Here is a 10,698-nt window from a genome sequence, read left to right on the forward strand (position 1 = left end):
CGGAGGTCATTGCGCCCGCGAGACCGCGGGGGCGCGGCGGGCAGCGCGCCCGTTCGCCACCGGCCGAGCGTGCGGGGCGGCGCACCTGTGGCCGGTCCTGCGCACGACCGGCTGTGGTGCCAGGGCTCCTGGCCTGGCGGGTCAGGTCGCGGATGGATGTGAGGCCCGTCCTCGTGCGTGTCGGCCCGTGCCGCTTGCCACCAGGGTGTCCCAGAGCGGGTCGGGCTGGCCGGGCACCGTCCTGTCCGTCGCCCGCCACGCGGCGGCCAGCTCCGCGTAGATCGGCTCGCAGGACGGATGCGGGGCAGTTTCGGCCGGCGTGACCGCCTTCCCGGTCACGTCGTACCGGCCGGGTGCCGGCCCGGGGCGGTGGCGGTCCGCTGGCGGCAGTACTGTGCTCACCTGCGTTTCAACGAGCCGGCCGGGGTGCGGGTACGTGGGCCCGGCCATACAGGGGACGCGGACCGTGGGGTGGGGCCGGGCAGGACCGCCGACGGTGCAGGCGGTGGTCCGTCGTCCCCGCGCACCTGTGCCCCCGCGTTCTCCGGCCTGGCCGGGTTCATGAGTGAGCGACAGCGCGGGCGGGCGCGCCCTCGGGATCGGGTTGGGAGCGAAAGGTCCGTGCGCGGGCCGAGGTTGCTGAATTTAAAGGCATCTCCCGTCCGGAGCATGGTCCGCGGGTGTGGGCGGTCGTACTGAACACGACCTCCCACACTCCGGGTGCCGGAACCGGATCCGCATCGTGGCGGTCAGCCCCGGAGTACCGCCAGCTCGATCTCCCGGCGCGTGTCGTCACCGGGCACGGGCAGCGCCACGCCCGAGTGCCTGAAGCCCGCCCTCACGTACATCGCCTCGGCACGGGAGTTGTCCTCGTGGACGAACAGCCGGACGCGCTCGATCCGGGGTTCGGCGAGCGACCACGACCATTCCCGGGCGGCCCGGATCAGGTCGTGCGCGAGCCCGCTTCCCCTCGCCTCGGGCCGGACGTAGAAACTGATGAGGTGCGTCTGCGCGACGTCGATGATGTCGCCTTCGAGGGCGCCTTGCCCGCCAGGCTGCTCGACGAACGCGGTGATCGTGCCGAGCCAGCGTCCATCGGTGGCCTCGGCGATGAACTGCCGTACGGAGATGTCCTCGGCGGCTGTTGCGGCACGGGCCTGCCAGAATTCGTCGGGCCTGGCGGCCGCCTGCTCGTAGGTCTCCAGGAAGGCGATGGACGCAGCCGCGTCCCGCAACGCGTCAAGGCGGATCTCCTTGATCCGCCCCCAGTCCTCATTACGTACACGTCTGATGATGCTGCTCATCGCGTGATGTTCTCATGAGTGCCAAACCCATGACAGAGCCGACTCATTGATCACGACTCGGTAGGGCCAGAACCTCCTCGGAGCAGGTCATCTAGAGGGTGATCCCTTGCAGGGACAGCACGATGGCCGCGCCGATGCCGCCCATCCCCAGGGCGGTGGCCATGCTCCACCACCCGCCGTGCCCCCAGCGGAACGGGCGGTTCAGCGCCAGGCGTCCGGGGCCGAGGGCGGAGACCGCGATCGCGATCAGCGCCAGGCACAGCGGGTACTCCAGACCGCCCTTGGTGCGACTGGTCGGGTGGTGCTGGGTGCGACAGGGCCCGGGTCCCGTTCATGGGCGGCGAGTCGTCACCAGCGGAGATCTGGGCTGGTGAGGGCCTGCGGTCCGTTCACCGGCCTCGACATGGTCGCGGGAGGCATGTTCGGCATGTGGCCGCCGGGGCCGCCTCGTAGGGGATCATGGGCGGTGGCGCGGGGGCGCACCACGGAGGACCTGCGCCCATGCCCCGCCCGGGCCCAGCGCGCCGCGATCGTTCAGCGGCGGGCCGACGCCGTCGAGCTGCGCCTTGCCGGCGCCGACCCGCTGACTGTCGGCCGGAAGCTCGCCGCCGCGCAGGCCGACATCGAGGAACTGCGCGCGCTGGAGGGCGCCCGCCTGGACCGGCTGTACCTCGTCGCCTACCGGCGGGCGGTGCGCGACGGCGAACTCCAGGCGATCGACCGGGCGCTGCGCATCATGGAGCGCCGGGCCCGTCTCCTCGGCCTGGACCAGCCGGTACGAACAGAGATCACCGGGCACGACGGTGGCCCGATCAAGGTCGCGGCGGACGCCACCAGCGACGAGCTGGCCGCGCTGATCGCCCTCACCGACCCGGCCGCCGCCCGGGACGAGGAGTGAGCGGAGCCGACGGCCTGGTCGAGCAGTACCGCAGTCTCCCGGCCGAGCGGCGCAGGGCGATCGCCGCGCAGGCGTCGTCGGCGCTGCGCACCCGGCTCGCGGCGGCCGAGCGGGACATCGCGATGCGGCACTCGCCCGGGTCGTTGGCCGCGCTGCTCACCGGCGGGCGGGAGATGCAGGCCGCGCACCTGGACCTGGTCGACGACGCGTTCCGGCGCATCGCGGCAGGAGAAACGGTCCGCCTGCTGTTGACGATGCCGCTGCGGCACGGCAAGTCGCGGCGGGCTGCGCGGTGGGCGCCGCTGTGGTACCTCCTCCAACGGCCGGACCACCGGATCATGATCGCCTCCTACTCGGCGGATTTGGCCGATGATCACGGCAGGTGGATCAGGGACGCGATCACCACCTGGGGCGACCAGCTCGGCATCACCCTGCACCCGGGCAGCAAGGCGGCGAACAGGTTCGATATCGCGGGCCGGGAGGGCGGGCTGATCGCGGACAGCGACGACGACGCCCTCGGCCGCAAGCTCGGCGAACCGCTGTGGCCCGCCCGGTATGGCCGCAAGGCGCTGGCCGGCATCCGGCGCGCTGTCGGCGAGCGGGTGTGGTGGTCGCTGTTCATGCAGAAGCCGCGCCCCGTCGAGGGCGGGGTGTGGCGGCGGGCGTGGATCGACACGGCCCGGATCACCGCCGTCGAGTTCTCGGGCGTTGAACTGGCCCGGGTGGTCGTCGCGGTCGACCCCTCCGGTGGCGACAGCTCCGTCAACGACGAGACCGGCATCGTCGGCCTCGGCCTCGACTACCAGGACCACCTGTACGTCGTCGCCGACGAGTCCGGCACCCTCGGCGCCAACGACTGGGGTCTCACCGCCTGCCGTCTCGCGCTGTCGCTGAAGGCGGACGCCATCGTGGTCGAGGCGAACTACGGCGGCAACATGGCCCGCCAGATCCTCAGCCAGGCGTGGGACCAGCTCGCCCGCGAAGCGGAGACCTGCGGCCAGCTGATGCCGCTGATCGTCGAGGTCAACGCCAAGGTCGGCAAGAGGCTCAGGGCGGAGCCGGTGGCGCAGCTGTACGAGCAGGGCCGGGTGCACCACGTCGGCCACTACCCGGAGCTGGAAGGGCAGATGGTGACATGGGTCGCCGGAACGGACAGCTCCGACAGGATGGACGCCGGCGTGCACGGCCTGACCGAGCTGGCCGGTGCCGGGCAGCTCGATGTGCTCGCGCAGGGCATGGACGACACCCGGCTGTCCGGCCGCCGGTGACCGACCCGGACGGGAGGGGCGCAGGGCTACACCCGCGTCCGCCTGGTGCCAGGTTGGTGGCGCAGTGGCCGCGAGGCGGCGCTGCTGGCCGAAGTAGGGTGGCGGGCATGCTGTTCTCGCCGTCCGTACCTCAGGCCGTCACCGACGTGGTCGAGACCCTGCTCGCCGCCCAGACGAGCGGCGACTTCGTGATGGTGGCCGCTGCCTTGCAGTCGCCGGTGCTGCGGGAGCTGGACCGGCAGCAGAAGGGGCTCGGCAACCTCAACCTCGCCTACGTCTTCGCCGCGCTGCTGATCCAGGAGTGCCCGCCAGAGGAGTGCGACGTCCTCGGCGTGCCGGACCTGCGCCGGCTGGTGCGGGCGGCGACCGACGAGACCCTTCACGCCCGACTGGAGATCGCCGACGAGATCGGGACGCCGTTCGGCATCGCGGACGCCAAAGCCGAGGACGCCCGGCTCTTCTCCGCCCTGCCGCTCGCGCAGGAGTTCGTGCGGCGACTCCGTCTCCAGCCGGAGACCACCGCCGAGTTCGTGCGGCAGGCCTCCCGCCAGCCCGGCGCGACGATCGACGAGGTGTGGGCGGTGCTGTACGAAGCGTGCGCCACGGTGCGCGGCCACCGCGGTTACTGACTTTGGCGTTTCAAATCGCCGCGCTGCCCGGCCAGGCGTGGAAGCGTCTGTCCGGCGGCAGGGCTCCCATGGTGAGCGGATCTACGACTGGGCCCGTATCGCGGCAGTCCATGCGCGGACCGTCCCCTTGCAGGCTTGGCCGGTCACCGAGCTGATGGTGCGAGCACCGCCGCCGCTGCGTCCGGCGGTGGCGGGACGGGGCGAGGTCTCTCCGCCTGGGCGGGACGCGGGTGGCCTGGCTGGGGTGACATTGACACACCCGGTTCCGTGGCCTGTCCGACGCCTGGCTGGGCTGGGTTCGCTTCGGCTGTTTTCGGATCAGCAGGTGGTGGGCGGTCAGATGAGTTCCACCGCACTCGACACCGTAGTTGCGGAGTATCCAAGACCTGCGATCTTTACGCTGGCGGTTCCCGGCCCGATCGTGAAGGCCGGAGTGTTGACATCGTGGCCCGCCGAGATGGCCACGGCTTTCGGTGCACCGGTACACCGGTAAACAGTGGTGAAAGTGCCACCAGCTGCGCCGCTCGGTTGAGTCAGGCTGACGCTGATGAAGATTCCCTTGAGCGAAGCCGCGCAGTCGTAGGCGAACGTCACACTGGCGTTGGTTCCCGTAAGAGTGACGAGCGGGAGGATCTCGGTGGTGACCGGGAACGGACTGGCCGCGTGGGCGGTGGGAGCGGAGAACGCACTGGCAGCGAGAGCGCCAGTGATCAATACCGCGGCAGCCTTCAGTGACTTCATCGTGATCTCCATGCCTCGGGGTGGTGGAGCTGAGAGAACAGTGAGCCTGTCCGGCGGCTCGCTGGCGTTCTCACGTTAGGGTCCCGGCGGCGTCGCTGCCCACTGGGCTGCTCTGTCCGATACAGCTTCCTCGGGCCCACCTGCGCAGTGCTCCGAAAAGGCGCGCGAGCTGGTGCCTGCGACACGCATCGAGATGTCATGAAGGGCGTCCGGGATCTGGCCGGACGTCGAACTCACCGAGGACGCCCCGCCCGAGGCCGTCGTCGGACTCGCCTTCGTACTGCGGCTTCGGGGTGCGATGTCCGAGCGGTCGTGGTCGGCACGGGAACTCAGCCGTCGGGCCGGTGTCTCGCACACCACGATCAATCGCCTCCTGGCTGGTGAGGTGCTGCCCGACGTGGCGACCATCGTCCGTCTGGAGGCGGTCCTGCGGATCGACCTGTACCCGGCCGGGCTGTGGGCCGAGATCGCGGCGAACGCTCCGGCGCCCGAGCCCGGGCCCGTCAGGGAAGCCGCCGGGTGAGGGCCTGCCCAGCGGCCGGGAAGGTTCGTACGCCCTGTTACCTTCCTGACCATGAACATGGGGGAGCGGCTTGCGGCCGCAGCGGCAGTGATCATCGCGCTTGGGGGAGCAGCGGCCTGCGCGTTGTCGAGCAGTGGAACACCGGCGGCGGCGAAGGGTTGTCAGCGTCGGGAGGTGATGAGGCTGGAGGTCGCCGGTGGCCTGCACATCAATCCCCTCCTGCGGAGGCTTCGCACATCGGCGAAGCCGGCGCCCTGGTAGCCCCGGAGTGTCGGAATTAATGATGCACACATGCGAGTGCCGGGCGAATGAGTTTCTAAAACTCTCGCGCGTTTGGCCGGTCTTCGCCGAACAGTATGCTGCGGCCAATGAAGTGGAAAATTCAGGTCAAGGCAATTGATCCTGGAGGTGGTGGGAAATTTCCGAAAATCGACACAAGGGGCGCATTGCTCTGCATGGGATACCCGGCTCCCGAATGGCCCATTTGTCGCATTTCATGCAGTCGGGTTGCCGGAAGTCGCTGCGGAGGCGGCGCTCGTGCGGCATGATCGGATCCGAACTCTCGCAGCAGGCCTCGTGACACAGCCCTCCAGAAGGAAGACGGTGCAGATCAACGGGCGTGAGCACGCTTCCGCCGCCATCTCCGGGGAGGCGTGCTCCGACACATGCCAGCACCGCACACCGCACTCTCTGTCGGCGCCGGGGTACGCACCTCCGGGCTCGCCGCGCCATCCAGAGGAAACCAATTCCTCGCACTGGAGGGGATCCGGGGCCCCTGCCTGCCCTGAGTGTCACCCCAGCAGAGAAGGATGGATATCCCGGCTGAATTCACTACCCTGCCGGGTGTGCACTGGGATAGCTGATGGTGCACGTGTCTGTGGGAAAAATGTCCGGTCGAGTGGACTGCGCTACATCTCTCGCCAGCTCAAATGCAAAGCGGATCGGTGATTATGCCTGTTCAAGTAACTGACTGCTCCTTCGGCTATCGCAAGGGCTCCCGAGTCCTGGACTCCTTCAGCCTCCGCCTGGGAAGAGGGTGCAGCGTGCTGCTCGGCCCGAACGGCGCCGGCAAGTCGACCCTGCTGGGCCTGATCGCCTCCGCTCTCAGGCCCGAGACCGGCCGCATCACCCTCGACGGGCTGGACACGAGCAGTTCCAAGGACCTCAAGGCCTACCGCCGAAGGGTCGGCTGGCTCCCTCAGCAAGTGCGGCCGGTACCCGGCCTGCGGGTGCGGGAGCAGGCAGCCTACGCGGGCTGGCTCAAGGGCATGTCGCGAAGCGAGGCCTGGGAGCGGTCCCAGCGGGCCATCGACAAGGTCGGGCTCACCTCGCTCGCGGACCGGCGCAGCGGGGAGCTTTCCGGTGGTCAGTTACGACGGCTGGGGATCGCCCAGACCTTGGTGCACGATGCCCAGGTCGTGCTCCTGGACGAGCCCACCGCGGGACTCGACCCGGTGCAGCGCGGGGTCTTCCGGGAGCTGATCGGGGAGCTGCGCCACCTCACGAGCTTCGTCGTCTCCACTCATCAGACCGAGGACCTGGCCGAGATCTACGACTCGGTCGTCGTCCTCGACCGGGGAACCGTGCGCCATCAAGGGCCCATCGGGTCCTTCCTGACGCTCGCGCCGCACGGTGTCTCCGCGGAACGGCGTGCCGAGACCGCCTACGCCAGCATCGTCACCGGGGAGGTGTGACCGTGCCCTGGCGCAGCATCATCCGGATCTCGTCGGCGCTGCGGGCCATGCCCGTCCTGCTGGTCTGGATCGCGATGTACAGCGGTAACATGGCTGGCTGGATCACCGACGGCTACTGGCCTTCCGTCACGGCCCAGAGCAGTTTTCTGCTCAACTTCACTGCGCCCGCCGTCGCGGCCTGCGGGGCGTGGGAAGGCCTCAAAGTGCGCCAGTCCGCGGTCCTCCGTGCTGCGCCCACCCGTTCAGCCGCCGCAATCGCCCTCTCCGTTCTGGCCCCGGCTCTGGCACTCGGCGCGGTGTCCGTCCTGGCGGCCCTTGCCCTGTTCGTGCCGCAGGCCAGCGGCTTTCCGGGCTGGTCCACCCCTGTCATCATCCTGCTGGAACTGCTGGTCATCCTCGCGCACACCGTGGTCGGTTACGTTCTCGGACAGGTTCTGCCGCGGCTGCTCGCCGTACCCCTGGCCCTCGTCGCCAGCTTCCTGTGGATGGCCTATCCGTCGGCGCTCAACGTCTTCTGGGTTCGCCAGCTCAACGGCCGGAACCTCACCGAGTGCTGCGCGCTGGACCAGGTGCCGGCCACCCGGGCGGTCCTCGCGCCGACCGTCGTGGCTGTCGGGATGGTGGCCGCCGCCTGGATGTGGACGAGGCTGCGCGGGAACAACCGGCTGACCGCCATCTTGGCGTTGGCGGCCACGACGGCGGCGGGGGCGTGGATCGCCGCACCGCTCGGCTACCGTGCGGCGCAGGCACGCCCGGAAAGCGAGCAGACCTGCACCACGACGGCACCGCGGGTGTGTCTGTGGCCCGAGCAGCAGGCCGACGCCGCCCGCATCACCGACTGGGCGGTCGAGGCCCAACAGCGTCTCCATGCGGTCGGTCTGGCGCAGTCCGCGACGGTGTCACCGTTCTCCGCCCGGCCCGGCAAGGACGAGGTGCAATCACTCGTCGCGCTGGGACACATCCCCAACCGGGCTCCCGACTGCGCCAAGGAGCCGTTCGCCCGCTGGCCCGGCTCCGAGGCCGTCGCCCCACTGTCGTCCTGGCTGAAACTCACGGCCGGCGTCACCCCCAGGACGGTCGAAGGCCGCTATCGACCACAGGAGGTGCAGATCGCCCGCCAGATCATGGCACTCCCGCACGACGAGCAGCTCGCGTGGTTCCGGAAGAACGCGGACACTGTGGGCCGTTGCGACATCGAACCCGTTCTGGACCCCGCGCAGTACCACCAGCCGGGCGTCCCCTCCTTCCAGGCGGCTCGATGATCTGGTGGCTGCGCATCAGGTACGTCCCCGCCGTCGCCATCGGCCTGCTCTCCTGCATCCTGCTGGGCAGCGGCGCCGACTCCGTGACGGTCCCCATCCCGGTGGTGATCGGCGGACTGACGTTCGACCTGCCCATGTCCTCACTTCTCCCCCTGGTTCCCGTCTGCCTGATCCTGGAAGGCCAGGCCCGCGCCGACGCTGTCGCCGAGCGCGTGGCGGTCCGCGCCATGGGCGGATGGGACGCGGCCTTCATGGCCGCCTGCGTCCTCGTCTGCGCGCTGGCCGCCGTCGCGACATCCACAGCGGGCGCGGGCAACGCCGCCACCGCCCTGGCCCGCGACTTCGCCGGCTACCTCGGCCTCGCCCTCATCATCCGGTGGCTCGGAGGAGCACGCCTCGCCACGGTGGCCACCGCACTGTTCCCCTTCCTGTGCGTCTCCTTCGGCCTGGTGCACAACAGACCCGGCATCTGGGCCTGGCCACTGCACGACGCCACATCAGTTACCGCCTCCACGCAGGCCCTGATCCTGCTCGCCGTCGGCGCCGTCTCGCTGTTCCTCCCCCCGCTGCGCCGACACGACGCAGTCAACGACGAATGACGACCCGGTCCCTTCCCTCCCGGGCCCGTCGGGATGCCCGGCGGGCCCGGGAGGGCACGGGAGACCGCAGCCATCGACCTGGTCAAGGGCGGCGGTGGAACCCAGAACGGCCCTATTCCGCAAGGGTGGCCAGCAAGATGAGCGGCCGCCACTACGCGCGACCGGCAGTCGGCATTACCAGCTCCGGTACGGCCTCCACGGAAGCAGCCCCACCACGGCGAGATCGACAACCTGCGCACACGGCCGTAGCTCTCCGTGCGGGCCTTCGTGATGTCCTTCGGCGGCTTGGTCAGTCGGCGCGGCAACACCTTCACCACCAGTCGGTAGGCGTCGGGCCGGGCCGTCTGCCGTACTACCGGGACGCCGCCACGACACTGTCCCTCAGCACCTCGATGGCGGGCGTCCGCACCGTGGCCCGCACCGCCACCGGGAAGGTTCGTACCCGCTGCTATTTTCTCCGACCATGAACATGGGGGAGCGGCTCATCGCCGCGGCAGTAGCGATCATCGCGCTGGGGGAGCAGCGGCCTGCTCGTCGAGCGGGGCGACGGCAGCCGTGCCCGAGTCGGCCTCGACGTCGCCCGCTCAGGGCACCCCGGAGTGAGCCGCGAAGTGGCTCGGCGACCCCGAGAGGAGCCGCAACGCCTCCCGGATCGTCGGCCGCTACGCCCTGCTCGCCATTGTCCAGAGCGGCAGGCGTCAGGGCGACGTGGCCCTGTGCGACGCCGAGGTTGGAACGCTCAGGGCGTCCGTGCAGGATGCGGTCCATGGCGGCACGGATGCGGTCGCGTTCGTCCGGGGCGGGTGTCATGGCGTGGGCTCCTGCGGGTGGATACGGTCGAGTTCGTGGCGCTCGGCGAGGTTCCTGAGGCGGGCGGCGCGTTGGGCAAGGCGGTCGGCGAGCGGACCGGGCACGGCGTCAGCCTGTTTCTCCAGGGTCTGGGCGTGCCGGACGAGGTCGTCGGCGTGGTGGTCGGTGCGGATGGAACCGGAGAAGGTGGGGGCCTGGGCTGCGGCGTGGATGGCCCGGCGGGCTGCCGGGCCGGAGATTCCGGTGCCAGCGGTGAGGTCGTCGTTCAGGGAGGTGAGGGTGTCAGCGGTGGCCCGGGCGGTCTCGATGTCGAGGAGTTCGTGGATGCCTCCGCGGCCGCGGGCTAATGGTGGAGTCGGGTATTGGAACTGTCCGAATGGGTCGGTCAGGGGCGCCCGTGGCAGGCGTGGTGGAGGGGCTGGCTTCTGGCCGTCACGGGGCTGTGGCGTAAATCGAGTGAGACAAACGGGGCGGTCTTCTCCCAATCACAAGGTCGTGTGGCGGGGCGGTGGGTTCTCGATGATGGCGGCGATGCCGTCGAGGAGTGGCTTGAGGCCGAACTCGAACAGCGTGTCCAAGTCGAGGTCGTAGCCGTTCTTGAGGCTGCCGGTGACCCTGGCGAACACGGGGTACTGGGTTGCCGCGGTGATCGCCTGGAGGGCGGGAGTCTGGTGGTCCATCCACTGGTCCTCGGACAGGCCGGTGGCGGCCTCGGCCTGGGCCTCCCGCTCCAGGTGGACGGCGATGCCCTGAACGTAGCTGTAGAGCAGGACGTGCAGGTCGAGCATGGTCGTCGGATCGAGGCCGTGGCCGTCGAGGGCAGCGAGCGCCCACTCAGCGTGGACCATCAGAGCGGGCAGCATCAGGGGGCGGGTTAGGTTCTGTCCGCGCGATCATGAGCGGAGCCAGATGGCCAGTGCGGCGACCGTGACTGTGCCGAGAAAGACGTACACGCGTTTGTCGTACCTGG

General features: G+C 69.9%; 11 protein-coding genes. 8 read left to right on the forward strand and 3 right to left on the reverse strand.

Annotated elements, in window-relative coordinates; genetic code table 11:
* Nucleotides 1–749: 749 nt before the first annotated feature.
* Complete coding sequence (locus ACIPLC_RS27725; RefSeq protein WP_400475733.1) at nt 750–1,304, reverse strand: GNAT family N-acetyltransferase; 555 nt, start codon at nt 1,302–1,304, stop codon at nt 750–752.
* A gap of 466 nt (nt 1,305–1,770) precedes the next feature.
* Between ACIPLC_RS27725 and ACIPLC_RS27730 the strand changes: the two genes are divergently transcribed.
* The 3 genes from ACIPLC_RS27730 (at nt 1,771) to ACIPLC_RS27740 (ending at nt 4,099) form a co-directional block, all read left to right on the forward strand.
* Entirely contained in the window at nt 1,771–2,202 is a 432-nt protein-coding gene (locus tag ACIPLC_RS27730) for a hypothetical protein (RefSeq protein WP_400475734.1), read from the forward strand.
* The gene (locus ACIPLC_RS27735; RefSeq protein WP_400475735.1) at nt 2,199–3,470 is read left to right on the forward strand and encodes a terminase, large subunit; all 1,272 of its coding nucleotides are present in this window, start codon (nt 2,199–2,201) and stop codon (nt 3,468–3,470) included. Before ACIPLC_RS27730 ends, ACIPLC_RS27735 begins: the two co-directional genes overlap by 4 nt.
* 107 nt (nt 3,471–3,577) lie before the next feature.
* Nucleotides 3,578–4,099: a hypothetical protein gene (locus ACIPLC_RS27740; protein WP_400475736.1), complete on the forward strand. Its 522-nt coding sequence runs from the start codon at nt 3,578–3,580 to the stop codon at nt 4,097–4,099.
* A gap of 336 nt (nt 4,100–4,435) precedes the next feature.
* Here the strand turns inward: ACIPLC_RS27740 and ACIPLC_RS27745 are convergent, their stop codons facing one another.
* The gene (locus tag ACIPLC_RS27745) at nt 4,436–4,852 is read right to left on the reverse strand and encodes a hypothetical protein (protein ID WP_400475737.1); all 417 of its coding nucleotides are present in this window, start codon (nt 4,850–4,852) and stop codon (nt 4,436–4,438) included.
* 268 nt (nt 4,853–5,120) lie between these two features.
* Here ACIPLC_RS27745 and ACIPLC_RS27750 point away from each other — a divergent pair, with 268 nt between their 5' ends.
* From ACIPLC_RS27750 to ACIPLC_RS27770, 5 genes are all read left to right on the forward strand, one after another.
* A complete protein-coding gene (locus ACIPLC_RS27750; protein ID WP_400475747.1) occupies nt 5,121–5,363 on the forward strand; it encodes a multiprotein-bridging factor 1 family protein in 243 nt (80 codons plus the stop codon).
* Nucleotides 5,364–6,406: 1,043 nt separating this feature from the next.
* Nucleotides 6,407–7,057, forward strand: a complete 651-nt coding sequence (locus ACIPLC_RS27755; RefSeq protein ID WP_400475738.1) for an ATP-binding cassette domain-containing protein — start codon at nt 6,407–6,409, stop codon at nt 7,055–7,057.
* A gap of 2 nt (nt 7,058–7,059) precedes the next feature.
* On the forward strand, nt 7,060–8,319 hold the full coding sequence (locus ACIPLC_RS27760) for a hypothetical protein (RefSeq protein ID WP_400475739.1): 1,260 nt from the start codon (nt 7,060–7,062) through the stop codon (nt 8,317–8,319).
* Nucleotides 8,316–8,918 carry a hypothetical protein gene (locus ACIPLC_RS27765; RefSeq protein ID WP_400475740.1) on the forward strand — a complete coding sequence of 201 codons (603 nt, stop codon included), beginning with the start codon at nt 8,316–8,318 and terminating at the stop codon, nt 8,916–8,918. The genes ACIPLC_RS27760 and ACIPLC_RS27765 overlap by 4 nt, the downstream gene beginning before the upstream one ends.
* 827 nt (nt 8,919–9,745) lie before the next feature.
* Complete coding sequence (locus tag ACIPLC_RS27770) at nt 9,746–10,075, forward strand: hypothetical protein (RefSeq protein ID WP_400475741.1); 330 nt, start codon at nt 9,746–9,748, stop codon at nt 10,073–10,075.
* Between the two features lie 138 nt (nt 10,076–10,213).
* On the opposite strand, the gene ACIPLC_RS27775 is transcribed toward ACIPLC_RS27770, so the two are convergent.
* Nucleotides 10,214–10,591: a TetR/AcrR family transcriptional regulator C-terminal domain-containing protein gene (locus tag ACIPLC_RS27775; protein ID WP_400475742.1), complete on the reverse strand. Its 378-nt coding sequence runs from the start codon at nt 10,589–10,591 to the stop codon at nt 10,214–10,216.
* Nucleotides 10,592–10,698 lie beyond the last annotated feature (107 nt).

The sequence above is a fragment of the Kitasatospora sp. NPDC086801 genome, assembly GCF_044745805.1.
Taxonomy (GTDB): Bacteria; Actinomycetota; Actinomycetes; order Streptomycetales; family Streptomycetaceae; genus Kitasatospora.

What these genes read in the sequence shown, in the direction of transcription:
- ACIPLC_RS27725 (WP_400475733.1), bottom strand. Translation starts at nt 1,304, where the DNA reads ATGAGCAGCATCATCAGACGTGTACGTAATGAGGACTGGGGGCGGATC.
- ACIPLC_RS27740 (WP_400475736.1), top strand. Translation starts at nt 3,578, where the DNA reads ATGCTGTTCTCGCCGTCCGTACCTCAGGCCGTCACCGACGTGGTCGAG.
- ACIPLC_RS27745 (WP_400475737.1), bottom strand. Translation starts at nt 4,852, where the DNA reads ATGGAGATCACGATGAAGTCACTGAAGGCTGCCGCGGTATTGATCACT.
- ACIPLC_RS27765 (WP_400475740.1), top strand. Translation starts at nt 8,316, where the DNA reads ATGATCTGGTGGCTGCGCATCAGGTACGTCCCCGCCGTCGCCATCGGC.
- ACIPLC_RS27775 (WP_400475742.1), bottom strand. Translation starts at nt 10,591, where the DNA reads ATGCTGCCCGCTCTGATGGTCCACGCTGAGTGGGCGCTCGCTGCCCTC.